This is a genomic window from Paenibacillus sp. Soil522 (genome assembly GCF_001428245.1).
Lineage (GTDB): Bacteria > Bacillota > Bacilli > Paenibacillales > Paenibacillaceae > Pristimantibacillus.
Window position 1 is genome coordinate 1 of the sequence record NZ_LMRV01000043.1, and the last position, 26633, is coordinate 26633.

Annotated in this window: 29 protein-coding genes, 1 rRNA gene and 1 riboswitch; of the genes, 28 read left to right on the forward strand and 2 right to left on the reverse strand. The window is 47.3% G+C overall.

Going from position 1 to position 26633, the window contains the following annotated elements:
* Positions 1-37 precede the first annotated feature (37 nt).
* Positions 38-154, forward strand: a 5S ribosomal RNA gene (rrf, locus tag ASG81_RS13390).
* Positions 155-260: 106 nt separating this feature from the next.
* On the opposite strand, the gene ASG81_RS13395 is transcribed toward rrf, so the two are convergent.
* On the reverse strand, positions 261-791 hold the full coding sequence (locus ASG81_RS13395) for a hypothetical protein (RefSeq protein WP_056634690.1): 531 nt from the start codon (positions 789-791) through the stop codon (positions 261-263).
* 231 nt (positions 792-1022) lie between these two features.
* Between ASG81_RS13395 and ASG81_RS13400 the strand changes: the two genes are divergently transcribed.
* The 10 genes from ASG81_RS13400 (at position 1023) to rsmI (ending at position 8564) form a co-directional block, all read left to right on the forward strand.
* Complete coding sequence (locus tag ASG81_RS13400; protein ID WP_056634692.1) at positions 1023-1214, forward strand: sigma factor G inhibitor Gin; 192 nt, start codon at positions 1023-1025, stop codon at positions 1212-1214.
* Positions 1215-1317: 103 nt separating this feature from the next.
* On the forward strand, positions 1318-2859 hold the full coding sequence (locus tag ASG81_RS13405; RefSeq protein WP_056634695.1) for an aminotransferase class I/II-fold pyridoxal phosphate-dependent enzyme: 1542 nt from the start codon (positions 1318-1320) through the stop codon (positions 2857-2859).
* Between the two features lie 103 nt (positions 2860-2962).
* Positions 2963-3613: a dTMP kinase gene (tmk, locus tag ASG81_RS13410; protein ID WP_056634699.1), complete on the forward strand. Its 651-nt coding sequence runs from the start codon at positions 2963-2965 to the stop codon at positions 3611-3613.
* A 131-nt stretch (positions 3614-3744) separates the two neighbouring features.
* On the forward strand, positions 3745-4074 hold the full coding sequence (locus tag ASG81_RS13415; RefSeq protein ID WP_056634702.1) for a cyclic-di-AMP receptor: 330 nt from the start codon (positions 3745-3747) through the stop codon (positions 4072-4074).
* Positions 4075-4090: 16 nt separating this feature from the next.
* Entirely contained in the window at positions 4091-4534 is a 444-nt protein-coding gene (locus ASG81_RS13420; RefSeq protein WP_056634705.1) for a YaaR family protein, read from the forward strand.
* A gap of 33 nt (positions 4535-4567) precedes the next feature.
* Positions 4568-5545, forward strand: a complete 978-nt coding sequence (gene holB / locus ASG81_RS13425; RefSeq protein ID WP_056634708.1) for a DNA polymerase III subunit delta' — start codon at positions 4568-4570, stop codon at positions 5543-5545.
* A gap of 3 nt (positions 5546-5548) precedes the next feature.
* Complete coding sequence (locus tag ASG81_RS13430; RefSeq protein WP_056634711.1) at positions 5549-6352, forward strand: PSP1 domain-containing protein; 804 nt, start codon at positions 5549-5551, stop codon at positions 6350-6352.
* A gap of 62 nt (positions 6353-6414) precedes the next feature.
* On the forward strand, positions 6415-6816 hold the full coding sequence (locus ASG81_RS13435; RefSeq protein ID WP_056634889.1) for an initiation-control protein YabA: 402 nt from the start codon (positions 6415-6417) through the stop codon (positions 6814-6816).
* A gap of 201 nt (positions 6817-7017) precedes the next feature.
* Positions 7018-7686: a tRNA1(Val) (adenine(37)-N6)-methyltransferase gene (locus ASG81_RS13440; RefSeq protein WP_056634892.1), complete on the forward strand. Its 669-nt coding sequence runs from the start codon at positions 7018-7020 to the stop codon at positions 7684-7686.
* Positions 7683-8564 (forward strand): 16S rRNA (cytidine(1402)-2'-O)-methyltransferase, encoded by an 882-nt coding sequence (rsmI, locus tag ASG81_RS13445; protein WP_056634714.1) that lies wholly within the window; start codon positions 7683-7685, stop codon positions 8562-8564. Before ASG81_RS13440 ends, rsmI begins: the two co-directional genes overlap by 4 nt.
* Before the next feature lie 131 nt (positions 8565-8695).
* On the opposite strand, the gene ASG81_RS13450 is transcribed toward rsmI, so the two are convergent.
* Positions 8696-8950, reverse strand: a complete 255-nt coding sequence (locus ASG81_RS13450) for an AbrB/MazE/SpoVT family DNA-binding domain-containing protein (RefSeq protein ID WP_054025791.1) — start codon at positions 8948-8950, stop codon at positions 8696-8698.
* Positions 8951-9221: 271 nt separating this feature from the next.
* On the opposite strand from ASG81_RS13450, the gene ASG81_RS13455 reads away from it, so the two are divergent.
* The 17 genes from ASG81_RS13455 (at position 9222) to mfd (ending at position 26590) form a co-directional block, all read left to right on the forward strand.
* Entirely contained in the window at positions 9222-10520 is a 1299-nt protein-coding gene (locus ASG81_RS13455; RefSeq protein ID WP_056634717.1) for an HD domain-containing protein, read from the forward strand.
* 17 nt (positions 10521-10537) lie between these two features.
* Complete coding sequence (locus tag ASG81_RS13460) at positions 10538-11311, forward strand: TatD family hydrolase (RefSeq protein ID WP_056634720.1); 774 nt, start codon at positions 10538-10540, stop codon at positions 11309-11311.
* Between the two features lie 183 nt (positions 11312-11494).
* Positions 11495-11676, forward strand: a riboswitch (cyclic di-AMP (ydaO/yuaA leader).
* A gap of 246 nt (positions 11677-11922) precedes the next feature.
* Positions 11923-13071, forward strand: a complete 1149-nt coding sequence (locus tag ASG81_RS13465; protein WP_056634723.1) for a 3D domain-containing protein — start codon at positions 11923-11925, stop codon at positions 13069-13071.
* 124 nt (positions 13072-13195) lie between these two features.
* Positions 13196-13744 carry a ribonuclease M5 gene (gene rnmV, locus ASG81_RS13470; protein WP_056634895.1) on the forward strand — a complete coding sequence of 183 codons (549 nt, stop codon included), beginning with the start codon at positions 13196-13198 and terminating at the stop codon, positions 13742-13744.
* A 4-nt stretch (positions 13745-13748) separates the two neighbouring features.
* Entirely contained in the window at positions 13749-14675 is a 927-nt protein-coding gene (gene rsmA, locus ASG81_RS13475; protein WP_056634726.1) for a 16S rRNA (adenine(1518)-N(6)/adenine(1519)-N(6))-dimethyltransferase RsmA, read from the forward strand.
* 69 nt (positions 14676-14744) lie between these two features.
* The gene (gene yabG / locus ASG81_RS13480) at positions 14745-15629 is read left to right on the forward strand and encodes a sporulation peptidase YabG (RefSeq protein ID WP_056634729.1); all 885 of its coding nucleotides are present in this window, start codon (positions 14745-14747) and stop codon (positions 15627-15629) included.
* Positions 15630-15981: 352 nt separating this feature from the next.
* Entirely contained in the window at positions 15982-16257 is a 276-nt protein-coding gene (gene veg / locus ASG81_RS13490) for a biofilm formation stimulator Veg (RefSeq protein WP_053373389.1), read from the forward strand.
* Between the two features lie 220 nt (positions 16258-16477).
* Positions 16478-16663 carry a small, acid-soluble spore protein, alpha/beta type gene (locus ASG81_RS13495; protein ID WP_056634736.1) on the forward strand — a complete coding sequence of 62 codons (186 nt, stop codon included), beginning with the start codon at positions 16478-16480 and terminating at the stop codon, positions 16661-16663.
* Positions 16664-16800: 137 nt separating this feature from the next.
* The gene (ispE, locus tag ASG81_RS13500) at positions 16801-17655 is read left to right on the forward strand and encodes a 4-(cytidine 5'-diphospho)-2-C-methyl-D-erythritol kinase (RefSeq protein WP_056634739.1); all 855 of its coding nucleotides are present in this window, start codon (positions 16801-16803) and stop codon (positions 17653-17655) included.
* 82 nt (positions 17656-17737) lie between these two features.
* On the forward strand, positions 17738-18565 hold the full coding sequence (gene purR / locus ASG81_RS13505) for a pur operon repressor (protein ID WP_056634742.1): 828 nt from the start codon (positions 17738-17740) through the stop codon (positions 18563-18565).
* Between the two features lie 53 nt (positions 18566-18618).
* On the forward strand, positions 18619-19017 hold the full coding sequence (locus tag ASG81_RS13510; RefSeq protein ID WP_056634745.1) for a RidA family protein: 399 nt from the start codon (positions 18619-18621) through the stop codon (positions 19015-19017).
* 130 nt (positions 19018-19147) lie between these two features.
* Positions 19148-19429, forward strand: coding sequence for a septation regulator SpoVG (gene spoVG / locus ASG81_RS13515; RefSeq protein WP_028609566.1), 282 nt, complete (start codon positions 19148-19150; stop codon positions 19427-19429).
* 196 nt (positions 19430-19625) lie between these two features.
* Positions 19626-21023, forward strand: coding sequence for a bifunctional UDP-N-acetylglucosamine diphosphorylase/glucosamine-1-phosphate N-acetyltransferase GlmU (glmU, locus tag ASG81_RS13520; protein ID WP_056634748.1), 1398 nt, complete (start codon positions 19626-19628; stop codon positions 21021-21023).
* Between the two features lie 220 nt (positions 21024-21243).
* The gene (locus ASG81_RS13525) at positions 21244-21894 is read left to right on the forward strand and encodes a 50S ribosomal protein L25 (protein WP_056634751.1); all 651 of its coding nucleotides are present in this window, start codon (positions 21244-21246) and stop codon (positions 21892-21894) included.
* 204 nt (positions 21895-22098) lie between these two features.
* A complete protein-coding gene (gene pth / locus ASG81_RS13530) occupies positions 22099-22659 on the forward strand; it encodes an aminoacyl-tRNA hydrolase (protein WP_056634755.1) in 561 nt (186 codons plus the stop codon).
* 63 nt (positions 22660-22722) lie between these two features.
* Positions 22723-22953, forward strand: a complete 231-nt coding sequence (locus ASG81_RS13535; protein ID WP_056634759.1) for an anti-sigma-F factor Fin family protein — start codon at positions 22723-22725, stop codon at positions 22951-22953.
* A 49-nt stretch (positions 22954-23002) separates the two neighbouring features.
* Complete coding sequence (gene mfd / locus ASG81_RS13540) at positions 23003-26590, forward strand: transcription-repair coupling factor (RefSeq protein WP_056634762.1); 3588 nt, start codon at positions 23003-23005, stop codon at positions 26588-26590.
* The last annotated feature ends 43 nt before the right edge of the window (positions 26591-26633 follow it).

Sequence of the window (26633 nt, forward strand, 5' to 3'; positions counted from 1 at the left end):
CTTTCGTATCCAGTTTTCAGCGTGCAAACACGCTACGTTTGGTGGCGATGGCGGAGGGGAACCACGCGTTCCCATACCGAACACGACCGTTAAGCCCTTCAGCGCCAATGGTACTTAGACCGCAGGGTCTTGGGAGAGTAGGACGTCGCCAAGCACGAGAGACCTATCGCATGTAATGCGATAGGTTTTTTGTTTATTCAGGTATGTTGCATTTTAATAAGGCCTTAAACGGCTCTATATGAGCTTCTAAGGCCTTGTGGTTATCGGCGGTAATATGACACTTCTTTAGATTGAAGTCTAAGTATGCCGTCCTTCTGCTCTTTACGGAAAGAGAAGGAGAGAAGCAGGCGGGGGATTAGCAGCCATAAGTGCCAGCTTACAATGCTGATCATTAGTGACTCTTTAATCCAAGGGTATAAAATTGCGATGGCGCATAGACCAATCCAGAACATATGACGATGAACACGGCGGAATAACAGCAGCTTAATATCGTTAGCGGGCTTGAATCCGATCCATGGAGGTGTAATTCGCCAAATCCACTTTCGGTCCGCGGCTTCGTCTACACGGATAAACGTAAGCAAAATAATCGCGATATGTATAATCTGAACGACTGCGAACCCGAATAACCAAGAAAACAAGCCGTCGATTTGATAGATAAGCATTTGAAAAGCAAGTAAAATGGCTGCAATTAGCATATGACTTTGAATGAGCTCAGGACGAATGACTTTTCGTTTAATAAGCTGGTATTGATAAATAGTGGCATTTTGTTGTTCGGATAATTTCTCGCGCATGAAGCAACGTCCTTCCTTCTCAAAATTACAGGAACTCTCGTTAACTATATCGGAATTTATTAGCAGTTTGTCCATAGTTTTGACGAAACATTTTTGTTATACAGTAACCATTAGCCCATATTGGGCATACGATATATAAATATTTGAAATGCGCTATGAAACAAGTATAAAAAGATAGACTGTGTGACATAATAATAGCTATATAGGAAAGAGCAGAAAGCGGGGATAGTTATGGACGATAATTGCGATTATAAATGTATAATTTGCACTGAAGAGAAGGCTGAGGGCCAAGGTATTCGAATTGTTTCTGGCTTTATATGCGAAACCTGTGAAGAGGAAATGGTACGAACAGACGTAATGGATGCGAAATACCCATTTTTCATTCATCAGATGAAGCAAATATTTTTAGGCGAAAATGCATGAGCGGTTTCTGGTTACAGAAGCTGCTCTTTTTTTGTTATTTTTTCGAGTACAATAGAGATATTGATTGAAATGGATGTTTACTTGAAAGGAATGTCTTATTAAAATGAAGCCTTTTTTTGCCCCGCTATTTGAAGCGCTTATTAATCATGCCAGACAAGAGCCGGTCGGGTTTCACGTTCCTGGACATCATGGGGGACAAGCGTTGAAACAAGAGCTATGGAGTGACCGAGCAAATCATCATTTAATTGAATATTTTTATAAGATCATGCAGCTTGATGTGACGGAGCTTTCGTCGACTGATGATTTGCATCATCCTGAGGCATCTATAAAGGAAGCGCAGCAATTAGCGGCCAAAACATTTGGCGCAGATGAGACTTATTTTTTGGTGGGAGGAAGCACCTCGGGCAATATCGCGTTGTTGCTTACGCTATGCGAACCGGATGATGTTATTATTGTGCAGCGCAATGTACATAAGTCGATAATAAACGGATTAAAGCTTGCAGGAGCAAAAGCGGTGTTCCTCTCCCCGCAAATCGAAATGCATTCGGGACTAGCGACGATTCCTGCGGTACAGCAAGTAGAAGAAGCACTTGCTTTATATCCAGAGGCAAAAGCTGTTTTTTTATCTAATCCGAATTATTATGGTATGAGCGTAAAGCTGGAGCCATATGTTGACGTTGTCCATCGGCATAATAAGCCAATAATAATTGATGAGGCGCATGGTGCGCATTATCGCTTTCATTCGTCACTTCCCCCTTCCGCTTTATCGGAAGGGGTCGATGCAGTCGTACAATCGGCACATAAGACGTTACCAACCTTGACGATGGGAGCTTTGCTGCACGTACAAGGCAGCAGGATACAAAGAGACATGCTGCGTCAGTCATTAGCGATGATTCAAAGCTCAAGCCCGTCTTTTCCGATTCTCGCATCGATAGATATTTCCCGAGCAATGATTGACGCTTTGGGAGCCGCTATGTTTGATAAGAGCTTAAAATCAGCCGCCGGCTTTCGAAGATGGATTCATCAACAAGGAACAGCGGTACGCGAAATGGAGATATCCAATAATACAACAGCCGATGCGGTATCAGATCTGCTTTTGGACCCTTTGCGGGTCGTGCTCTATGACAGCAGCGGCAAGCTAAACGGGTATGAGCTGCAGAAGCATTTGGAGCAGCATGGATGCTTTGCAGAGATGGCTGATTCACGTTATGTAGTACTTGTGTTCGGCATCCAAACCTCATCTCAGGATACTAAGAGACTTCAGCAGGCCATTGAGGCGATTAGCGGGGATCGTATAGAGCATATAACGCTTCAAAAAAGGGATACGGACATTTCTGATCCAACGAATTTAACAGAACATAAGGCTATGGCCGTATCGGAGCCTGTTTCGTTTGCAAGAGCCAGGTTTAATAATAAAAAAAGTGAGCGAATACTATTGAGCAATGCTGAACACCATATATCGGCAGAGATGGTAACGCCATATCCACCGGGCATAGCTATCCTACACCCCGGGGAAAGGATAACTGCGGCAATGATTGCACACATTCAAAATCTCTCCGCAATGGGGGCGAAATTTCAAGGAGCAGCCGATCCTTTAATGGAGACCATTTCTATATACCGAAAATCAGAAGGTGAACCAACCTGATTTTGCGCTCGAAGTAAATCTTCATTGTACAAGGGGTACCGCTTTGTTAATAGCTTTGTTAAGATAGAAGAAAGTATAGTTAAACGTTAGGAGAAGCCTTAGCTTGAAAAAAGGTGTATTCATTACCATTGAAGGCGGCGAAGGAGCCGGCAAATCGACACTGATTGAACGGCTTTCGAATAAGATGCTGCAAAGGGGAAAATCGGTCATTACGACGAGAGAGCCTGGAGGCATCCCGATTGCTGAGCAGATTCGTGCCGTTATATTGGATCGTAAGCATGTCACCATGGATGCGAGAACCGAAGCGCTGCTTTATGCGGCTGCTAGAAGACAGCATTTAGTGGAAAAGGTTGTACCGGCATTAGAGCAAGGGCAGATCGTTATTTGCGATCGTTTCGTTGACAGCAGTCTGGCTTATCAAGGGCATGCACGCGGACTTGGTATGGATGAGGTGTGGGCCATTAATCAGTTTGCCATCCAAGAGCTTATGCCTGATCTGACCATTTACATGGACGTGACTCCGGAAGTTGGTCTGGAGCGTATCGCCCAAGCGTCAGATAGAGAGATCAATCGTCTAGATCTTGAAAAGCATTCCTTTCACGAAAAGGTACGAGAAGGCTACATGCGGCTGCTGCATCAAAATCCAAATCGAATGGTGTTAATAAATGCCGAACAAAGCCCGGATTTGGTGTTTAATGACGTATTAACGGCAATTGATGCCCGGTTTGCAGGATTTTTTGTTATTGATGTCTAATTTTAAGATATAGACTTAAATGAGTGCTTCCGATCGTCTCTTTACAGATGGCGATCGTTGGCGGAATATGACAAGAATGAGGATGTAAGCTCTCAATAACCTATTCTAATAGTAGTCAAGGGGGAATGAAGATGAAATTAGTAATCGCGGTTATTCAAGATAAGGATAGCAACCGGTTGTCTAACGCACTGGTGCGTGAAGGATTTAGAGCAACAAAGCTTGCAAGTACGGGCGGATTTTTAAGAGCAGGGAACACGACATTTATGATTGGTATTGAGGATGAGCGGGTGCATGAGGTTCTACAAGTGATAAATGCCAATTGCAAGGTGCGTGACCAGCTGGTTACCCCTGTTTCTCCGATGGGCGGATCAACGGATTCTTATATTCCTTTCCCTGTTGAAGTACAGGTTGGCGGCGCGGCCGTATTCGTCGTACCGGTCGAGAGGTTTGAGCATTTCTGAATGGGTGTGGCATACGATGAAAATTGATCAAAGCTTCCGGCCCTTAGGGCAAAATCGCGCAAGCAACGATGCATCGGCTAAGCAGGTTCAGTCAAGAAGCTTTTCCGATGTCATGGTACAGCAGGATGCAGATCGCACACAGGAGCAGCTTCAGCAGAAGCTGCAGGACATTCATAGACAAGGCGATCGTCTTGCTAAAGTGATGACCGTACGAGAGTTGAAATTATATCGTCAGATGATCAAGCAGTTTTTGGAGGATACAATCAGACGCGGCGTCGTGTTGAAGGAAGTCAAAGGCTTTGATCGCAGAGGACGCATTAAACGATATAAACTGCTGGATGAGATAGATACGACACTCGTCTTAATGGCCGAGGATTTGCTGGATAGTGAGCAAGGAAGAATCGACTTGCTTAACAAGATCGGTGAGATACGAGGTCTTCTTATCAATTTGTTATTTTGATGAGAAGTGAGCAGGGAAAGGTTAGGAACGGCTATGAGCCTTGAACAAATTGAAGGCCAATGGAAGGCGCAGCGAATTTTGTCGCATGCGCTGAAGAGCGGTAAAATTTCTCACGCTTATTTGTTTAACGGGCCCTCGGGAACGGGACGAATGGCGATGGCGCGCGAATTTGCTAAGTCATTATTCTGTACGGCAGGCGGTGCCGATGCATGCGGAGAGTGCTTGGAGTGCAGAAAGTTTGAGCACGGTAATCAAACGGACATAACAACGATTGCACCTGACGGACAATCGATAAAAATCGACCAAATTCGCGAGCTGCAGCGTGACTTCGCCTATCGCAATAGCGGTACGAAGCGTAAGGTATATATGATCGAGCAAGCCGACAAAATGACGATGCAAGCTGCGAACAGCTTGCTAAAATTTTTGGAAGAGCCTTTATCACCGGTCGTAGCTATATTGATTACGGATAACGGACAGGCCGTTATTCCTACCATTCGCTCTCGTACACAGTGGGTGCCGTTTCTGCCGATGTCGCCCGGGCGTATGCTGCAGACGCTTATAGATGAGGGTGCACCGCCTACATTGGCACGGACCGTTGTTCAATTAACATCGGGCTTGGATGGTGCTAGACAATTTCTCCAACAGAATCAGTTTGCAGAAATCAGAAGCCTAGTGATACAATTAGGTAAGGAGAGTTTGACCCGATTCACCGCGGCGATGATCACTGCTGGACAACAGCTTTTCAAAACGGATTTAGTGGAGCATACACAATTGCTGTTGTCGTTATTAGTTATTTGGTTTAAAGATTTGATACAGTTCCAGGCCGGAAGGCAGGACGACATCGTTTTTATAGATCAGTTGGAATGGATAGGCAAGCATGCTTTTGATCGATCGTTTGCAGGCTGGGTGTCCTGCATAGAGCATACGCTCGAAGCGAGTAAACGTATGCGCGCGAATGTTACACCTCAGCTCGCATTTGAGCAACTATTGGTAAACTTACAGGAGGGCTAATTCTTGTATAATGTCATCGGTGTCCGCTTCAAGAAAGCGGGCAAGATCTATTACTTTGATCCGGTCGAGCATCCCGTGGATAAGGAGCAACATGTTATTGTTGAAACAGCACGCGGAATCGAATACGGTAAAGTGGTGGTGGGACAGAAGCAAGTCGGTGAATCGGATGTTGTTCTCCCTCTTAAGAAAGTGATTCGCATTGCAAGCGATGTAGACGCTAAGGTCGTCGAAGAAAATCGTGCTGCAGCCAAAAATGCGTTTACCACTTGTCTTGAAAAGATTAAAGGACATCAGCTTCGTATGAAGCTGGTAGACGTGGAATTTACGTTTGACCGTAATAAAATTATTTTTTACTTTACGGCAGAAGGGCGAGTCGACTTCCGTGAGCTAGTTAAGGATCTAGCCAGCGTATTTCGTACTAGAATCGAGCTAAGGCAAATCGGCGTTCGGGACGAAGCGAAGATGCTGGGCGGAATTGGCCCATGTGGACGAGTGCTATGCTGCTCCTCTTGGCTTGGCGATTTTGAGCCCGTATCGATAAAGATGGCCAAGGATCAGAATCTATCGCTTAATCCGACAAAAATATCCGGATTATGCGGGCGACTCATGTGCTGTCTGAAATTTGAGCATGACAATTACGAAAGCGTTCGTGAAGAGCTTCCAGCTATTGGCAAGCTTGTTGTCACCTCATATGGGGAAGGTAAGGTTACAGGCATTAACGCATCCGCCAAAAGCGTGTATGTGCAATTATTTGATACACCAGGTAAACCGAAAGAACTGCCGATGGATGATGTCGTCATCAAATAAGCGGCAGAGTGCGATTCTCACGGGTGAGGTTACACTCACGCTTGAAGCTCTGGGGTGGGAACTTGGAGAAGAACGATATTTTCGCAAAAATGGACGAGCTGGATAATCAAGTAGGTGTTTTCCATAAGGAGCTAACGGATTTGAAGCAGAAGGTTAAAGAGCTGCTTGAAGACAATAAGCGTCTAAGTGAAGAGAACAACCAGCTTCGTCAACTGTTTAAGAGAGAAGCAGAGCTGGAGCGTGAAGTCATTGAAGCTCCAGTCAAAGGGAAAAAATCGGGAGCGAATAAAGAGGTACAAGTCCTAACCGACAATGCACTCGCAGAAGCGGGCGTTGCGATTGGGGAAGGCCACGATAATTTAACCCGGTTGTATCACGAAGGATTCCACATTTGCAACGTATATTACGGGCATTTGCGGACGGAGGGTGACTGTTTATTCTGTCTATCCTTTCTAAATAAATAGTGGAATCCGTATCGACATGCCGTCCTTGCCGCAAAGGGCGGTATTTTTATTAAAATATAAGCAAATCATAGGCGCAGCCTTTTACGATGGATAGAACCATAGTTGAAATCATTCCAATGAATTACCAATTATTAAAAAGGAGCGGCGTAAATCGTGTCAGAACAAATAACTTTAGCAGCTAATGAACGGCTTGATGATTTAATGACGGAATCAGGCCTGAAAATTATACAAAGCCGGGAAGTGTTCAGCTTCTCGCTCGATGCAGTGCTGCTCTCCCGGTTCGCAAGCGTGCCGAAGCACGGGCGCATCGTTGATTTATGTACTGGAAACGGCGTTATTCCTATGCTTCTCACCACTCGGACAAACGCGAAAATCGATGCGGTTGAAATTCAACCGAGGCTGGCGGATATGGCGAGAAGAAGCATCATGCTCAATCAGCTGACGGAGCAAATTACGGTCATTGAGCAGGATTTAAGATTGTATCCGAAGTTTGCGGGAAATGGAGTATATGATGCGGTAACGGTTAATCCGCCTTATATGCCGGTAACGGCAGGCGATCAGAATGAAAATGAACATTATGCGATTGCCAGGCATGAAATCCACTGTACACTTGATGATGTTGCAGAAGCATGCTCACGGCTCGTTCGGCCTGGGGGGAAGGTGTCTATGGTTCACCGTCCATCACGCTTGCTTGATATCGTGGAAATGATGCGCAAATGGAGGCTTGAGCCGAAGCGGATTCAATTTGTTCATCCACATGCGAATGCTGAAGCCAATATGGTATTAATAGAAGCTATGCGGGATGGAAAGCCTGATATTAAGCTTCTTCCGCCTATTATGGTATATGAGAATGGGGTGCAGATTGTTTGAATATACAGAAAAGCTTCTCGGATGCTACTAAAGAAAGCTCAGGCAGTCTGTATTTGGTCGCAACGCCTATAGGTAACTTAGAGGATATGACCTTTCGTGCGATTCGCATCCTTAAGGAAGTACAGCTGATAGCCGCGGAGGATACCAGGCAAACGCGGAAGCTGCTTACGCATTTTGAAATCGGTACACGTATCGTTAGCTATCATGAGCATAATAAGCGGGCAAGCGGGCCTGAGCTAATCAGATTGCTGCTGGAGGGACAATCGATTGCACTAGTAAGCGATGCGGGATTGCCTGCCATTTCTGATCCCGGTGCAGATCTCGTGAAAGAAGCAGTTGAAAAAAGCATCCCCGTCATTCCAATTCCCGGTGCGAATGCCGCGTTGTCCGCTCTTATTATGTCCGGCTTGCCGACTGACCGGTTTTTATTTGCCGGGTTTCCACCGCGCGAGCGAAAATCATTAATGAAGTGGCTGCAGCATATGCAGGCCCAGAAAGGAACCCTGCTTTTTTATGAATCTCCACATCGGATTAGCAAAACGCTCGATGCTCTTCAGGAATGTCTGGGCGATCGCCAAATTGCCTGTGTAAGAGAGCTGACGAAGCGGTATGAAGAAGCGGTTCGCGGCCTTGTATCGGAATGTATCGGGTGGTTTGCGGAGCATCCGCCGCAGGGGGAATTTTGCATTGTGGTAGAAGGGGCAGAAGGAGTTGGCGCAAGCGAACTGCAAGCAGCCGACATTTGGTGGTCAGAGCTTGACCTTGCCGCTCATGTCGCTCATTATGAGGAGCAATATGACCGGAAGGAAGCGATTAAGAGGGTAGCTGTAGATCGCGGTTTGGCGAAGCGGGAAGTGTATAATGAAGTAAATAGATAGAAAGTTGTCGAAAAGGCATGAAGAAGACAAAAAAAAGACCTTCCTGGCCGGGTTCAAGCGCAGGAAGGTATCAAGGAGTATAAAAAAGGTTAGAATTAACAAGTTGATAAGTACAGTATAACCGATTTTTTTTATTTTGTCACAGGTGTTGGCATTTCAGACAAACAAACATGACAAACAATTTTTCCTTTGAAGTAAGATACGTTCTCTGCATTGCCGCAGAAGATGCATGCAGGCTCGTATTTCTTAAGCATAATGCGCTCGCCATCTACGTAGATCTCAAGTGCATCTTTTTCGCCTATACCGAGCGTACGGCGCAATTCGATCGGTATAACGACGCGTCCCAGCTCATCAACCTTACGAACAATACCAGTAGATTTCATCATAATCTATTATTGCCCCTTTCAAAATGTATTTCGTCATCGTTCGACATTGTTTTTACTTTTATGATTACTATAATACCAACGATTACCATAATAGTCAACCAAGAATATTCCCCGGAAGAGCCGTAGGAACAAGTATTTGACTAGTTATAAGGCTCGTATTACTCTGTAATAGAATACAACAGCTTCGACTTTTTGGAAACTGATTTACGACATCGTTCGACATTAGTCTCATGTTTTGTGTCGAAAATATGAACAAAGGAGATGAGAACTGATGAAACAACAGCTGACCGAAGAGAAAGTTTTTAAGGACCCTGTCCATCATTATATTTATGTGCAGGACCAGACGATTTGGGATCTGATTAACACGAAGGAGTTTCAGCGGCTGCGCAGGATACGACAATTAGGAACTTCCTATTTGACCTTCCACGGCGCTGAGCACAGCAGATTTTCGCATTCGCTCGGCGTTTACGAAATAACGCGTAAAATTATATCTCAATTCGAACGCAGCGGCTATCCCGATTGGCCTGCCGAGGAAAGGCTGGTCTCACTTTGTGCAGCACTGCTGCATGATGTCGGTCACGGTCCGTTCTCCCACTCCCTAGAAGAAGTATTCGACACGGATCACGAACAGTGGACATGTAAAATATTGCTTGAGAATACAGAAATTAATCGTGTGCTGCGGGCTGTATCGGAACAGTTTCCCGCCCAGGTAGCGGCTGTTATTCAAAAGACATATCCAAAGCCCATCGTCGTAAGTCTCATTTCAAGCCAAATGGATGCTGACCGCATGGACTATTTACTTAGAGACGCTTATTTTACCGGTGTAAATTATGGTACTTTCGATTTAGAGCGGATACTGCGCGTATTACGTCCTTATAAAGGGCAAATTGTAGTAAAAGAGAGCGGAATGCACGCCGTAGAGCATTATTTGATGTCCAGATATCAAATGTATTGGCAGATTTACTTCCATCCAGTTACAAGAAGCTCTGAAATTATTTTACGTCAAATATTTCGTAGAGCGCAGGAGCTTTATGTGGGTGGCTATGTATTTGATTGGATGCCAAGCTCAATTAAGGTGCTGCTTCGTAATACGATGACGGTGCATGACTATCTAAAGCTGGATGAAGCACTCATTCAGACTGCCTTCACGCAATGGGCGGAGGAGCAGGATCTGCTGCTAAGCGATCTGTGCGACCGCTTTCTGCACCGTCATTTATATAAGTATATAACCATTGAAAACCCAGATGAAACGCTATTAAATGAAATTAGTGATTGCTTCTCTTCTATTGGAATGAATCCGGATTATCATATGGAGATTGATTTCCCGTTTGACCTGCCTTACGACGTATATCGACCGGATAAAAAAGATGGCGAAAAAAAAGAAAAAGCGCCGATTTTGTTGTTAGACGGACAGGATGAAATAAGTGAAATTTCTACCAAATCCGACATTATTCGCTCTATTACCGGTCTGCATCAGGGACAATATCATTTGTACTACCCGGAAGAGCCGCTCAAAAAAAATATGAACCGGATATCTGATTCTTTGAAAAAATTGTTTAAACTCGACTGAAGGAGCCTGACATCAATATGACATTACTTTTCGATACACATACCCATTTAGACTCATATCAGTTCGATGAGGATCGCGACGAAGTCATTCAGCGCGCAAAGGATGCAGGTGTGCATATGCTTCTCAATATAGGCTTTAACCGTGAAACGATTCCGACGACGATCGCGCTCGCTGAGCAGTACGAGTTCATTTACGCAGCAGTCGGCTGGCATCCGGTGGATAGCATAAATATGCTTCCGGAGGATTTAGAATGGATTGAACATCTGTGTGCGCATGAGAAGGTTGTGGCGATCGGAGAAATCGGTCTTGACTATCATTGGGATACCTCGCCTAAAGACGTTCAGCAGCGTGTATTTCGCGAGCAAATCCGTCTGGCGCGTAAAGTAGGGAAGAGGATCGTTATTCATAATCGTGATGCTCACGAGGATGTTGTCCGCATTCTCCAAGAGGAAAATGCAGCCGATGTCGGAGGCGTCATGCATTGCTACTCCGGCAGCTGGGAAACCGCAAAGCGGTGCCTGGATATGAACTTCTATATTTCATTCGGAGGACCTGTTACTTTCCAAAATGCAAGGGTGCCCAAAGAGGTGCTTAAGCAGGTTCCGCTCGACCGGCTTTTGATTGAAACCGATGCTCCATATTTGGCCCCTCACCCGTACAGAGGAAAGCGAAATGAGTCCTCCTATGTGTCCTTAGTAGCAGAGACAGCGGCGGAATTATTAGGCAAAACGGTGGAAGAAATAGGTGCAATTACGACCGAAAACGGTAAAAAATGTTTTGGTATTGTCTGAGAAAGAGAGAAATGAGGAGAATTTAAGACCTTTATCGCGTAAAAACTAATTTTTATATCGATTATCGCTTATTTTTTCCGTCTTTATTCTCCTTTTTCGCTTAAATCGTCTTTTATCGTATCTTTACAATTGACCTCGTATGAGGGTATGATTCAACTCAGAGCATAACATTTTGTATTGGATTTCCAGTTTGCGCTTAATCTCCATTTGGAGAGCGGGGGAACCGATTGCGGGAATATGTACCGCATTTTGAATTCTTCAGGGGTGAATTTCGGAGCCTTTGCCATGAGCATTGTGTAACGAATAGGGCGACTCTCTTGCCCGAATCCGTCAGCTAACCTCGTAAGCGATTATAGAGAGTGATCAACCTCGTGCATCCATTTTTCCGTATCCCAGAGTAGTAATACCCGGGAAGCCACGAAACAGATCCTCTGTCGACGGCTTCTTTTTATTTTCGAATAATCGGGAATTTGTCGACATAGGGATTAAAGATGGGGGTGGGAGGTTCGGTAGCAGTACTGGATTGCGTGCTTGCACGCCAATATACTATAGTCGCGTCAGTTGTATCATGCATAAACTTGGCGGCGGGGCTATGAAGGAGGACCGATGAAGTGGGAATACTCCAGGTTAAGGACACCCATGGGAAACGATCATCCAGCATGTCTTTCGCATTGCGATGGAAGCGTGAAAACTTGCGTTTGATTCTTTTGAGTGCTACTATCTCAATCGCTATGACTTTCATGTTTTTGGTGTTGTTGTACGGAACGGCTGTCAAAAGCGTCTCCGTAGTAGTGAACGGACAAGAAACCATTGTGGAAACGAAGCAATGGGTCCTGCAACGCCTACTGGATGAACAAGCTATCGCAATTGGACCACATGATGAGGTGTCTATACCGCTTAATGCGGCAATAAAGGACGGAGATCGTATCGAGGTAACTCATGCGGTTCCGGTAATTGTGAAAGCTGATGGCAAGACCTCTACTGTGTACACGACAGAGAGAACAGTAAAGGCAGCGATCGAGGAATTACATATTCCAGTTCGTAGTCAAGATAAAGTAGTACCGCCGCTTAATACCGCCATAAATGCGGAGTTGACGGTAACAGTAGTGCGCGTCGATACGAAGGTATCGGAAACGGAACGTGCGATGCCATTCTCAATCGTGAAGAAGAAGGATCCGACACTGGAAGCGGGCAAGGAAAAGCTCGTGCAAACCGGTAAGGAAGGTCTTATTGTAGAGCATATCGAGAAGCAGTATGAGGACGGAGTTCTCATATCGAAGAAGATGGTCAGCAAGGTTGTCGAGACGTCTGCTGTTGATCAGGTTATCGCTATTGGAACGAAGAAGGAAGAGCCTAAGGTAACGGTTCTCTCGAACAGAAGCCCAAGCATTGCTTCGCTTTCGAAGAGCGGTATCACGTTTAAGGCGAGGAAGGTACTTAAGAACGTCACGTTGACTGCTTATTCAGCAGGCGTGGCTTCTACAGGTAAGGATGAAAGCCATCCGCAGTACGGAATTACAGCATCAGGAGCACGCGTGCAAGAGGGACGGACTATAGCCGTTGATCCTAAAGTTATTCCGATTGGCTGGTGGGTATACATTGAAGGCATTGGCTTCCGCCGGGCTGAGGATAAGGGCAGCGCAATTAAAGGCAACAAAATCGATGTATACTTTGACAGCACAAAAATTGCTAATAAGTTCGGCAGAAAGAAAGGCATAACCGTATATGTGCTGGGGCCGAATAGACCTACAGCAAGCTAATGATCGGGTTATCATCATTTTATCGTAATATTTAATTAAATATGCCATCATAAGGAGAGGCACTGCCTCTTCTTTTTGTATGTTTGCGGACCTATTAGAATTTATGCAGAAGGGAATGATCTTAGTGATCAAAGAGATCATTGTCGTTGAAGGTAAAGATGACACTGTAGCAATAAAACGGGCGGTGGATGCGGATACCATAGAGACGAATGGCTCGGCCATCGGTGAGGATGTGCTGAGAAGAATCGCGCTGGCAAACGAACGTCGCGGCGTCATTATATTTACAGATCCCGACCATGCTGGAGAACGCATTCGCAAAATAGTCGCTCGTCACGCACCCGGGTGCAAGCATGCTTTTTTACCGCAGGAAAAGGCTTTGTACAAAGGGGATATCGGTATTGAAAACGCGAGTCCCGAAGCGATTCGCACAGCGCTCTCGGAGCTGCGTACGGAGTCGACGGACGGAGCGGGAGAAATTAACTGGGAAGACTTGATGAATGCAGGCCTGATCGTCCACCCGGATGCGTCCAATCGGCGTCTGGTTATGGGCAAGCTGCTCGGCATCGGTTATGCGAACGGAAAACAGTTTTTTAAGCGTTGTACAAGCTTTCGAATTTCCAAAGCAGAGTTTACGGAGGCGTTCCGTCAAATGGAAGAGGAACTGGAGGGATAGCGGGATGAGTGGACAAGAGCAGAATGAGCAAAGCAAGACAGCGGTAAAATCGGCTTCGGTAGAGGTGGCTACGCCCAAACGGACCAAAGAAATCATTGCCAAATACGGTTTCTCCTTTAAGAAGAGCTTAGGACAAAACTTTCTCATTGACCAAAATATTTTGAACAACATCGTAGCGGCTGCCGAGCTTGATAAAACAAAGGGCGCGCTGGAGATCGGACCTGGTATTGGCGCGCTCACGCAGCGGCTTGCCGAGGCCGCCGGGAAGGTGACGGCCGTAGAAATCGATAATCGGCTTATTCCGATTCTAAGGGATGTGCTCGCCGAGGAGCGCCATACAACGGTGATTCATGGCGATGTGCTGAAGCTGGATCTGAAGCAGCTGTTCGAAGAGCAGTTTGCCGGCGTTTCAGGCGTCAGTGTCGTTGCCAATTTGCCTTATTACGTGACTACGCCGATTTTGATGAAGCTGCTCGAGGAGAAGCTGCCGCTTGAGCACATCGTCGTCATGATACAGAAGGAAGTGGCTGAGCGGATGGCCGCTAAACCGGGTGGCAAGGAGTATGGCAGCCTTAGTATCGCCATACAGTATTATTGCGTGCCAAAGGTCGTCTGTACGGTGCCGCATACGGTGTTTATTCCACAGCCAAATGTCGATTCGGCTGTCATCAAGCTATCCTTGCGCGATAAGCCGGCTGTAGATGTGCCTGACGAGGATCATTTCTTCCGGGTCGTTCAAGCTAGCTTCGCGCAGCGCCGGAAGACGCTGGCGAACAATCTGACGGCATTTGTAGGCAAAGACCGGCGCGAGGCATTAACGGAGCTGCTTCTGAAGAACGAAATTGATCCGACACGGCGCGGCGAGACGTTGTCGCTTGAGGAATTTGCGCGAATTAGCCGGAGCATGCTGGAAGCGGGCTGGGGCGGTTAGGCCGTTAAGCATAAAATACTCACCATTCGCCCTATCTGCCCATAGGATAGAGGAAGAGGTGATTTACGCATGAAGCAAGGGGACCTGGTCGTCCGCAAATCGTATGGCGGTGACGTGCTATTCAAGGTTGAAGCTGTTCGTACACATACGGCCGTTCTGAAGGGCACGGACTACCGATTGCTTGCGGATGCTCCGATTCCTGATTTATCGGTCATACGCGATCCAGAATCGACAAGTGCGGTGCAGCAAGTTCGGATTAAAGTAAACGATTCCTTAAGACGTATGCACTCGGAACGAGAACGTCAAGCGGTTGAGAACGAAGATAGTATTCGGCATGCGATGCAGCAGAGCCAGCCGTTTTTTGAAGTGCCAGGGAAAGTGCTTCATCTCGACGGAGATGGTAATTATTTGAAGAAGAGCATGCAGCTGTACAATACGATGAGAGTCCCTTCGCATGGCCTTCACGTGCATGAATCCCAAATGGCTGATATGCTGTACCGTTTGCTGCCGCAAATCCAACCGGATATTGTCGTCATTACCGGTCATGACGGCGTGCTGAAAAGCCGTGCGCAAATGGACTTGTTTAGCCTAAGCAGCTACAAAAATTCACAGCATTTCGTTAATGCGGTCCGCGTAGCACGTGACTATGAGCGGAACCGCGACGGACTGATCGTTATTGCAGGCGCTTGTCAATCGCATTTTGAAGCATTGCTGCAGGCGGGCTCCAATTTCGCAAGCTCACCGGGGCGTATATTGATTCATGCGCTCGATCCTGTTTATATCGCCATTAAAGCAAGCTATACGTCGATTAAGGACACGATAAACTTAGGCGACGTCATTCATGGCACGATAAGCGGTATTGACGGTGTTGGCGGAATAGAGACGATGGGACGTTTTCGCGTTGGCTTACCGAAGCCCAAAATAACATCATCCTCTTCTGTATTGAAGGCGTAACGGTTCTGAAACCAATGGTTTCTTTACCTCCTTACATGCAAAATAGCGCTGTTCAAGCATGGATTTTATTGAAATATAAGCGTCGTATAATTTGGAACCAGATACGATGCTTATATTTCAGAGCAGATGAGACCGGGGCTTTTCCGCCAAAGGGGAAGGCGTCAGCTGTAAACACATAATTTGAAGCAACTTCTTAATATGTATATAATTTGCTTTCTTATGCATGGTTTTTTTTAAAATGGGTGAAATCACCGTTGACAAATAAATATTCCGGCTGATATAATATTTTGCTTTGTTTGACAACCCTCCTCTTTTTGGTTATAATGGACAAGGAAAGAGGTGGTAGTGGACAATGGCAAAAAATGCGCTATTGGATATTAAACGCAGTTTGGAAGCTCATGTTGGCTCCAAAATCCGTCTTCGAGCGAACGGTGGCCGACGAAAGACCATCGAACGAACCGGCACGTTGGAAGAAACCTACCCTTCTGTTTTCATTGTTAAGCTGGATGAAGAGCAGCATGCGTTCAAGCGTGTCTCATACAGTTATGCGGATATACTGACAGAGTCGGTGGAAGTGACCGTATGCAATGATGAAGGTCAAGTCCGAATCGCCCATTTGCAACAATAGATTATATATCGCCCAGTGAGGCATATTAGCGCAGAAAGCTTCTGCGCTTTTTTTTTGCGCTTACGCAGCCTTGCCCCTTATTCATTTAGCAAAGTGAAGTGTAGTGGAGTGGATACATACTGCCATGAATGGCGAAGTCCGAATTGAAGCATACTACCTGTGCAATAGTGACAGCCGTTTATACTTGGTTATTGTTAAATTGGATTTGGAGGTAATGGGAATGGGCCGCAGAAAACGTGGAGTGATGTCAGAGGAATTAAAATATGAGCTGGCTAAGGATCTTGGGTTTTACGATACGGTGCAGCAGGAGGGCTGGGGAAGCATTCGTGCGAAGGATGCCGGAAATATGATTAAACGCGCGATACAGCTTGCAGAACAAGCCGCTGCCAAAACGAATCAGCCTTAATTGTGTTCTGATAGTTGTTCATACAAAAGCTAAGCTGTTGGCAATCGGAAATCAGTCGATTGTCATCTCTTAGCTTTTATTGCGTTCGTTTGATATAATGATGTTTAAGCATACGAACGAACGGGTGAACTTATCGGATGAAAATTTATGAAAAAGCTCCTGCCAAAATTAATTTATTGCTCGATGTACTCCGCAAACGCGGTGATGGTTACCATGAAGTCGAGATGATTATGACGATGGTTGACCTTGCAGATCGTCTTGAAATGGAAGAGCTGCCTAGAGATGCAATCATTATTTCAAGCCAAGTAGGCTACATACCGCTAGACGAGAAGAACCTGGCCTTTCAGGCGGCCAGGCTTATTAAAGATCGTTACGATGTGAAGCAAGGCGTATATATTCATTTGGACAAAAAGATTCCTGTCGCTGCAGGTTTGGCTGGCGGCAGCAGCGATGCCGCTGCTGCGCTTAGGGGGCTGAACCGGCTATGGAAGCTGCAAATCCCGGAAGACGAGCTGTGCCGCCTTGGCGCGGAGCTCGGCTCCGACGTTCCATTCTGCGTGACAGGCGGCACAGCAATTGCCCGCGGGCGCGGCGAAGTGCTTGAGCATATCGCAGGTCCTCCGCAATGCTGGGTCGTATTGGCGAAGCCGCCGATCAATGTGTCGACAGCCGACGTATACGGCAGATTTCGTGCAAACGAGCTTAAAGAGCATCCTTCCATCTCAAACATGGTGGGTGCGCTTGAACGGGGCTCTTTTACCGATATTTGCGAGGGGCTTGGCAATGTGCTGGAGAAGGTTACGCTGGACGTCTATCCCGAGGTGATGCAGCTGAAGGAGAGCATGATCCGGCTTGGCGCCGATGGCGTCTTAATGTCTGGCAGCGGACCGACGGTGTTCGGTCTCGTATCGAAGGAAGCCAAGCTTCCACGTATTTACAATGGGCTCCGCGGCTTTTGCAAAGAGGTCTATGTGGTAAGAATGCTGACATAGGACTGACGTTTTTCTTGATTAAATCCGTATAAAAATGTTATATTGACATTATATTATTCGGATTTAGTGGGGGGAGATGTGTTTGAAGAAGTTGAAACGGAGCTCACGGTTGGTAGAAATGACCCAATACCTGTTAAGTCGACCCCACGCGTTAATTTCACTGACAGCATTTGCTGATCGTTACCAATCGGCAAAGTCTTCCATTAGTGAGGACCTGGCAATCATTAAGGAAGTGTTTGAGGAAGAAGGCATTGGTGAGCTTCATACACATGCGGGAGCTGCAGGCGGAGTAAAGTTTACGCCGAAGATGAAGGAAACAACGGCTCTTACCATTATGACAAGCATATGCCGCCAGTTAGAGCAGCCTGAAAGGGTCCTTCCAGGCGGTTATTTGTATATAACGGATATGCTAGGCCAACCTGAGCTGCTGGCCGATGTCGGCAGAATGTTTGCAACCGCGTTCGCGGATCGGAAGATCGATGTCATTATGACAGTAGAAACGAAAGGGATACCGCTTGCTTTTGCAACAGCTGCCTGCTTAAACATACCGGTTGTTATGGTGCGGCGTGATAATAAGGTTACGGAAGGCTCAGCGGTTAGCATTAACTACGTATCGGGATCGACCAAGCGCATTCAGACGATGTCTCTAGCGCGCAGGGCGCTTAAGGAGCAGTCGCGCGTCCTTATTATTGACGACTTCATGAAGGCTGGAGGAACGATCCAGGGAATGATGGATTTGCTGTTCGAATTTAAGGCTACCGTAGCGGGCGTTGGCGTATTCGTAGAATCCGGAGAGGTAGAATTAGAGGAGCGGCTTCTTGAGGATTATGTATCACTCGCTAAGCTAACCGCGGTTGATATGAAGACGAAGCAAACGACAGTTGTTCCGGGAAATTATTTTAAGGGATAAATGCGTGTGTGGATGATAGCTTATCTATCTTGCTAGGAAAGGCTGGGACCATAATGACAACAAAGCAACAACTGCAAGTGATCGCAACGGATAAAGCGCCTGCGGCGATTGGACCTTATTCGCAAGCGATTAAACTGGGAGGATTATTGTTCACTTCAGGACAAATTCCGCTCGATGCGGCAGGACAGCTTGTAGAAGGCGGCATTGAGGAGCAGACTCACCAGGTGTTTCGCAATTTGGAGGCAGTGCTTGCGGCTGCGGGTGCCGGCTTTCAGGATGTTGTAAAGGCGACCGTATTTATGAAGGACATGAATCAGTTCGTAACGGTAAATGGCATTTATTCTTCCTATTTCGGAGAGCATAAACCGGCTCGTTCGGCCGTTGAAGTGGCAAGGCTGCCAAAGGATGTTCTTGTCGAAATAGAAGTCATTGCATCGACAAATGTCGAATGAAAACGAAAAAAATTCAATTTTAAAAAAATATTTTAAACAGAGCATGATTTTACCAAAAATGTAGAAGGAATTGGCACAAAAACGTGGAAGTATACACCAAGTCTCTGATAGACAAAGGTGGTGAACACAAGTGCAAATTACTGATGTCAGACTCCGCCGTGTAAATTCGGAAGGGCGTATGAAGGCGATCGCATCCATTACTATTGATAATGAATTCGTTGTTCACGATATTCGTGTTATCGACGGAAACAATGGTATGTTTGTTGCAATGCCAAGCAAACGTACTCCGGATGGAGAATTTCGGGATATCGCGCATCCGATCTCTTCGACCACCCGGGAGAAAATCCAGGCTGCTGTTCTCGCAGAATATGAGCGCGCAGCAGAAGAAGTTGCGATTGAAGAAGGAGCTTAACCAGGGCATTTCATGATTTTTGGGGTTGTTTGGAGAAGAGAGCGAAGGCTCTCTTTTCTTTTTTTTGCATTATAGGAACATCATCGTATAATAGATAAGCTGGTATTTTTAAATGATGACGCAAAGGACGGCGTCAGTCGCTTGCGCGATGCGTTTAACAAAAATATAATTCATAGTAGTCTAGGGGGTCTTTTATTTGAAGGTTATGGCGATTGTGCTTGCCGCAGGACAGGGTAAGCGTATGAAATCGAGATTATATAAAGTGCTTCATCCGGTATGCGGGAAGCCAATGGTCGGTCACGTGCTTGATGTGGTGAAGGAAGCAGCTGCGGAGCGCGCTGTAGTCATCGTTGGCCACGGAGCGGAAAAAGTGAAATCGTATTTGGGGGATGGAGCTGAATACGTTCTGCAGGAGCAGCAGCTGGGTACAGGCCACGCGGTGCGTCAAGCGGAAGGCTTGCTCGGCGGAGAAGAAGGCACAACGATCGTCATTTGCGGTGATACACCGCTCGTGCAAGCGTCGACGATTAGCGCAATGCTTGAGCTGCATGCTTCCAGCGGCGCTGCGGCAACCGTTCTTACGGCATCATTCGAAGTACCAACCGGCTACGGCCGTGTTATTCGCGGCGAAGACGGAACCGTTCAGCGCATCGTCGAGCAAAAGGACTGCTCGCCGGAAGAAGCGGCGGTAAAGGAAATCAATACGGGCACGTATTGCTTCGACAACCGGAAGCTGTTTGCCGCACTCGCTAAGGTAACGAGCAATAACGCACAGGGCGAATATTATTTGACTGATGTCATCGGTATTTTCCGTGAATCCAGCGAATCCGTTCAAGGCTATAACACGGCTGATTTGGCGGAGGCGATTGGCGTGAATGACCGCGTTGCGCTTGCCGAAGCGGAGAGCTTCATGCGCGATCGCATCAACCGTAAACATCTGCTCGGCGGAGTAACTTTGATCGATGCTTCGTCGACATATATTGAAGCGGGGGTTCAAATAGGCTCCGATACGGTTATTTATCCGGGCACAGTGCTTCGTGGTTCAACGGTTATCGGCGAAGACTGCGTAATCGGACCGCAAGCCGACATTACGGACAGCACAATCGGCAACGGCGTCGCGATAAAATATTCGGTTATCGCAGAATCAATCGTTGGCGATACATGTTCTGTAGGGCCTTACGCCAATTTGCGTCCAGGCTCGAAGCTCGGCATCGGCTGTAAAATCGGCGACTTCGTTGAGCTGAAAAATGCATCGCTGGACGATGGAAGCAAAGTGTCGCATTTGAGTTACGTTGGAGATGCGAAGGTCGGCAAGGACGTTAATATTGGCTGCGGAGCGATTACGGTCAATTATGACGGTTACAATAAATTCATTACGGAGATCGGCGACAATGCGTTTGTCGGCAGCAACGTTAACCTGATTGCTCCGGTGAAGATCGGCGATGGCGCATATGTTGTGGCCGGATCTACGATAACGCAGGATGTTCCAGCCGGCGACCTCGCTATTGCGCGTGAGCGTCAAGTTAACAAGCCAGGCTATGCTGAGAAGATTCGCGGGCGTGCCAAAGCGAAGAAAGAAAAGAAACAGCAATAGCGAGAGCGGATGAAAAAAAGGATGCAGCGACGAATTCAGATCCGGGAATTTGTTGCTGCATCCTTTTTTTTGCGCGCTGTTAAGTCATTGAATGGGTTTTGGTGAAAAAGAAGTCCATGTTCGCCCATTAAAGTTTAATATCCGGTTCGTGTGGGTAAGTTATAAGGAAATGATTTACGAAGCTAGTTATGCTTCACAAAACTTTTGGGAGGTAATCAATATGGCGATTGCTATGAATGCGGATCAACGAACGATTACGACGAAAGGTGAGCTGCGCCAATTGCGGCTCCAAGGGAAAATACCCGGCATTATTTACGGAAAGCAGTTAATGGAGGCCGCGCAAGTAACGGTGGATGGCAAAGAGCTACAGGCGCTGCTTCACTCCCATCCGAATGCGGTTATCGAAATTAATATTCCTTCACATGGCAAGACGTCTGTCTTGGTTTCAGATATACAGCGTGATTCCATGACAAGGCAAGTGCTGCATGTTGATTTCCATCAAATTAATATGAACGAGAACGTACGGGCGAACGTTCGCATTCACGCTGACGGCGATTCTCCGGGCGTAAGGGAGGGCGGCATTCTCCAAGTGATTTTGCATGAGCTGGAGGTACAATGCTTGCCGGGCAATATTCCCGATGCTGTGTCAGTAGACGTATCATCACTGGCGATAGGCGAGAGCTTACTCGTAAGCGATTTGAAGCTGCCTAAAGGCGTCGAGTCGTTTGCTGATCCGGAGCTGGTAGTGGCGACGATTCTTGCACCGCAGAAGGAGCTCACTGAGGAAGAAGCAGAGGATGCGGCTGTGGAGCTTATCGAGGCGGAATCACGCTCCAAGGAAGCGCAGCTCGAAGGCATTAAGAGTCTATAATTCCTTTTTTTTATATAACCGCAGCCAGCTTGATCCGGCGCCGTCCTTGTATAGGGCGGCGTTCTTTTGCGATTCGCAGTTTGGTGCATGGATTCGACGCATCAATTTTAGCGCGAAAGGAGCGTTGCTGCTAAAGAATGGCATCAGCCGTTTACGCTTGCTATAGATTATGTTACATTTGTCCGTAAAGGAGTGGAGCAAGCAATGAGGTGGATTGCAGGACTGGGGAACCCTGGTGCCGCTTATCAAGGAACCCGGCACAACGTCGGATTTATGGTCATTGATGAGCTGGCAAAACGTTGGGGCATCAGCGTAACGCAAAGCAAATGCAAGGCTTTAATCGGAGAGGGCAACGTGCAGGGCACGAAGGTAGTCCTGATTAAACCGATGACATATATGAATTTATCCGGAGAGTCCGTACGGTCGTTTCTCGATTATTTTAAAGCCGGTATTGAAGACGGATTAATCGTTTATGATGATCTGGATACCGAGATCGGGAAGCTGCGGCTTCGTTATCAAGGCAGCGCGGGCGGACATAACGGCATCAAATCGCTTATTCAGCATTTGGGCACACAGACGTTCGACCGTGTTCGAATGGGAATCTCCCGTCCGCAGCCCGGCATGAACATAGCAGACTATGTGCTCTCGTCCTTTCCGAAGAATGAGCGTGAGAAATTGGATGCGATGATAGAAGATGCATGTGATGCGATTGAATTCAGGCTGAAGGCGCCATTCGAGGAGACGATGGCAAAGTTTAACCGTTAATCTGTTAAGATACGATAATGCGGGCATACTGAAGGGTATAACGACCCTTTAGGAGGCATACATATGGCTGTAAACTATATTTGTCGGCACTGCAAAACGTCAATTGGATCCCTCAGCGGGTCAAATATAACCGAGCATCAGCTTGGTTTCCATTTCTTGACCCCCGAGGAGCGCAGCGATATAATAGCGTATAACCCAAATGGAGATGTGACGGTAAAAGTGGTTTGTGATTATTGCCGAGAGGCGATTGACGCGAACCCCGAGCTTCATTTGGTAGCTAATCCTCTTCAATGACGGCAAGTGAATAATTTGAGCCTTAGCGGGTGGCTGAGGCTTCTTTTCAATGTACAGGGAGCGATCGTATCACTCTCCGATTGTGTATAGAAACGGGGTGTCGCAAACGTTGAAAGCGTTAATTAATGCTTTTGCCGCGGATACGGACGTTCAGTCCGTCATATCCGGTATTCGTAAAGGTATGCGTGAGCAGATGATATCTGGTCTCGCAGGCTCTTCCAGGCAAGTGCTCATTGCAGCGCTGCAGGAGGATGTAGAGCGTCCCATGCTGGTTGTGGCGCACAACATGTTCTCTGCGCAGAAGATTGCGGAGGATTTGCAGGAATGTCTTTCTCCAGAAAATGTATTGCTGTATCCCGCGAATGAGCTGGTTGCTGCCGAAGCGGCGATCTCGAGTCCCGAGACGCTTGCGCAGCGAATGGATGTGCTGACTAAGCTGTCCAAAGGCTTTCGCGGGATTGTTGTCGTGCCCTTCTCGGGGGTACGGCGCTACTTGCCTATAAGCAGCGTTATGGCGGAAGCGCAAATCGCGGTCAGCGTCGGTGATTCGCTGCCAATTGATTCTTTCCTGCGTCAAATGACGGCGCTTGGCTATACGAGATCCGACCGCGTGGAATTACGCGGCGAGATGAGCGTTCGCGGCGGTATTGTCGACTTTTATCCGTTAACGGCTTCTCAGGCGTATCGGATTGAATGGTTCGGTGATGATGTAGACTCCATACGCACCTTCGATCCTGCGGATCAGCGCTCCTCCGACCGATTGGACAGCTACGTGGTTCCGCCATGCCAGGAGCTGCTGGCCGATAGCCGACGAATGGAAATTGCGGCAAATCATGCGCAGAAGCTGCTTGATAAGCAGCTGGATAAAATGACGGATCGTACGGCGAAGGATCGGCTGCGTACCGAGCTTGGCGGAGAGCTTGAAAAGCTGCGCGAGCATGTTTATTTTCCGGAAATATATAAGTATATTTCGTTGCTGTATCCGGAGCGGCAAACGATTCTCGACTATATGCCGAGCGATACGCTGCTCATACTAGACGAGCCAACGCGATTGATAGAGACAGCTAAGCAGCTGGAGCGGGATGAGGCGGAATGGTCGATGCATTTGCTGCAAAACGGCAAGTCGCTGCCAGACCTTGCTCTTGCGCGCGATACGGAGGAAATATTGCACCATCGTCCGTTTCCGACACTGTTTCTATCCTTATTTCTTAGACAAATTCCGCATTCGCAGCCGCAAAATATTTTGAACATGACCAGCCGCTCGATGCAAAACTTCCATGGGCAAATGAATGTGCTGAAGGCGGAAATGGATCGTTGGCGCAAGACGGGCGCAACGGTGATAATGCTTGCCGGCAATGCGGAGCGCATGGAACGGATGCGCCGCGTACTCGACGATTATAATATTGAAACGCCTACACTGCTGGAGGGTAATTTACAGTCGGGCTTTGAAATGCCTTCCTCCCATCTGGTTATCATTACAGAAGGCGAGATGTTCTCGCAGAAGCAGCGGAAAGCACGAAGACTGGATAAGAAAGTAGACAATGCCGAGCGCATTAAGAGCTATACGGAGCTCAAGGTCGGTGACTACGTCGTTCACCATAATCATGGTATCGGTAAGTATGTAGGCATTGGCACGCTCGAGATTGCAGGCATTCATAAAGATTATTTGCACATTCTGTATGCTGGCGGCGATAAGCTGTCGGTTCCGATCGAGCAAGTCGACATGATTCAGAAGTATGTTGGCAATGAAGAAAAAGAGCCAAAGGTCAATAAGCTTGGCGGCAGCGAATGGGCAAGGGCGAAGAGCAAGGTAAAAGCATCCGTACAGGATATCGCCGATGACTTGATTAAGCTGTACGCGGAGCGGCAGTCGGCGCCGGGCTATTCATTTGGACAAGACACCTCGTATCAGAACGAATTCGAGGCGATGTTCCCTTACGACGAGACGCGCGACCAGCTCAGAGCGATCGAAGAGATTAAGAAGGATATGGAAAAGTCCCAACCGATGGACCGGTTGCTATGCGGCGACGTTGGCTACGGAAAAACCGAGGTTGCGATTCGCGCTGCCTTCAAGTCCGCGATGGACAGCAAGCAGGTAGCGGTGCTTGTGCCGACGACGATTTTGGCGCAGCAGCATTACGAGACGTTCCGCGAGCGCTTTGCAGGTTATCCGATCAATGTTCAGGTGCTTAGCCGTTTCCGCTCGCGCAAAGAGCAGAACGATACGATGAAAGGGCTGAAAGCGGGTACGGTCGATGTCGTCATCGGGACGCACCGCCTGCTGTCGCAGGATATTATTTTTAAATCGTTAGGGCTTCTGATCGTTGATGAGGAGCAGCGCTTTGGCGTGTCCCATAAGGAGAAGCTGAAGAAGCTGAAAACGAATGTCGACGTGCTAACGCTGACAGCCACTCCAATTCCGAGAACGCTGCATATGTCGATGCTTGGCGTGCGGGATTTGTCAGTTATTGAGACCCCGCCGGAGAATCGGTTCCCCGTGCAAACCTATGTGGTGGAATACAACCCGTCTCTCGTTCGGGAGTCGATTGAGCGGGAGCTTGCGCGCGGCGGTCAAGTCTATTATCTATATAACCGCGTACAGGGTATCTATCAAATGGCGGAGCAAATCAACGCGCTCGTTCCGGGTGCTAGAGTTGCGGTCGGCCATGGGCAGATGTCGGAGCAGGAGCTGGAGAAAACGATTCTCGACTTCCTCGATGGAGAGTCGGACGTTCTTGTCAGCACGAGTATTATCGAAACCGGCGTAGATATTCCGAACGTCAACACGTTAATCGTCCATGATGCGGATAAAATGGGTCTCTCCCAGCTTTATCAGCTGCGCGGCCGGGTAGGGCGTTCGAATCGCATTGCTTACGCTTATTTTACTTACCAACGGGATAAGGTGCTTACTGAGGTAGCGGAAAAGCGTTTGCAGTCGATCAAAGAATTTACCGAGCTCGGCTCGGGCTTCAAAATTGCGATGCGCGATCTGTCGATACGCGGAGCGGGCAATTTGCTTGGCGCGGAGCAGCACGGCTTTATTGCTTCCGTAGGTTTCGACATGTACTCGCAAATGCTGGCCGATGAGATTGCGAAGCGCAAAGCGGAGATGAGCGGTGAAGAAATAAAAGAAGTTAAGCCGGTTAGCACACTGATCGATGTGAGCATCGACGCTTATTTGCCATCCGATTACATTTACGACAGCATCCAAAAAATTGAGATTTATAAAAAAGTTGCTGCCATTCGTACGTTTGAGGAAGCGGATGATGTGATTGATGAGCTTGTGGACCGCTTTGGCGATTTGCCGCAGGCGGTAAGCAACCTGCTCGCGGTCGCTAGACTTAAGGTATACGGCTCGCTGTATGGCATTGAGCAAATTAGCGGCAAGGGCGATGAGCTGCTGCTTCGCTTCGCGGCTGCCGAGAAGCGTCGGATTGACCGGAAAAAGGTCGATCAGCTGTGCCTGAAGCACGAGAACCGCTTTAAGCAGGGCAGTGATCAGGAGCCGAACCCGAGCATTTTGCTGCGGGGCAAGGGATTGAATATGGAGCAGAAAATTCATATGATTGAGCAATTTTTGCAAGCTTATAAGGATGTTCTCTTATATACGAACGAATTGCAAAATGTGACGCCATAGACAATATTCGCTTTCTGCTTCCCTTTTCTGATACAATACTAAC

Excerpts from the sequence above, each read along its gene's own strand:
- ASG81_RS13460 (WP_056634720.1), top strand. The coding sequence starts at position 10,538 with ATGACATTACTTTTCGATACACATACCCATTTAGACTCATATCAGTTC.
- mfd (WP_056634762.1), top strand. The coding sequence starts at position 23,003 with ATGTACAGGGAGCGATCGTATCACTCTCCGATTGTGTATAGAAACGGG.
- ASG81_RS13405 (WP_056634695.1), top strand. The coding sequence starts at position 1,318 with ATGAAGCCTTTTTTTGCCCCGCTATTTGAAGCGCTTATTAATCATGCC.
- holB (WP_056634708.1), top strand. The coding sequence starts at position 4,568 with ATGAGCCTTGAACAAATTGAAGGCCAATGGAAGGCGCAGCGAATTTTG.
- rsmA (WP_056634726.1), top strand. The coding sequence starts at position 13,749 with ATGAGTGGACAAGAGCAGAATGAGCAAAGCAAGACAGCGGTAAAATCG.
- ASG81_RS13440 (WP_056634892.1), top strand. The coding sequence starts at position 7,018 with ATGACGGAATCAGGCCTGAAAATTATACAAAGCCGGGAAGTGTTCAGC.
- ASG81_RS13450 (WP_054025791.1), bottom strand. The coding sequence starts at position 8,950 with ATGATGAAATCTACTGGTATTGTTCGTAAGGTTGATGAGCTGGGACGC.
- yabG (WP_056634729.1), top strand. The coding sequence starts at position 14,745 with ATGAAGCAAGGGGACCTGGTCGTCCGCAAATCGTATGGCGGTGACGTG.
- ASG81_RS13455 (WP_056634717.1), top strand. The coding sequence starts at position 9,222 with ATGAAACAACAGCTGACCGAAGAGAAAGTTTTTAAGGACCCTGTCCAT.
- ASG81_RS13510 (WP_056634745.1), top strand. The coding sequence starts at position 18,619 with ATGACAACAAAGCAACAACTGCAAGTGATCGCAACGGATAAAGCGCCT.
- ASG81_RS13525 (WP_056634751.1), top strand. The coding sequence starts at position 21,244 with ATGGCGATTGCTATGAATGCGGATCAACGAACGATTACGACGAAAGGT.
- ASG81_RS13395 (WP_056634690.1), bottom strand. The coding sequence starts at position 791 with ATGCGCGAGAAATTATCCGAACAACAAAATGCCACTATTTATCAATAC.
- veg (WP_053373389.1), top strand. The coding sequence starts at position 15,982 with ATGGCAAAAAATGCGCTATTGGATATTAAACGCAGTTTGGAAGCTCAT.
- ASG81_RS13400 (WP_056634692.1), top strand. The coding sequence starts at position 1,023 with ATGGACGATAATTGCGATTATAAATGTATAATTTGCACTGAAGAGAAG.
- ASG81_RS13495 (WP_056634736.1), top strand. The coding sequence starts at position 16,478 with ATGGGCCGCAGAAAACGTGGAGTGATGTCAGAGGAATTAAAATATGAG.
- ispE (WP_056634739.1), top strand. The coding sequence starts at position 16,801 with ATGAAAATTTATGAAAAAGCTCCTGCCAAAATTAATTTATTGCTCGAT.
- ASG81_RS13415 (WP_056634702.1), top strand. The coding sequence starts at position 3,745 with ATGAAATTAGTAATCGCGGTTATTCAAGATAAGGATAGCAACCGGTTG.
- ASG81_RS13420 (WP_056634705.1), top strand. The coding sequence starts at position 4,091 with ATGAAAATTGATCAAAGCTTCCGGCCCTTAGGGCAAAATCGCGCAAGC.
- pth (WP_056634755.1), top strand. The coding sequence starts at position 22,099 with ATGAGGTGGATTGCAGGACTGGGGAACCCTGGTGCCGCTTATCAAGGA.
- ASG81_RS13535 (WP_056634759.1), top strand. The coding sequence starts at position 22,723 with ATGGCTGTAAACTATATTTGTCGGCACTGCAAAACGTCAATTGGATCC.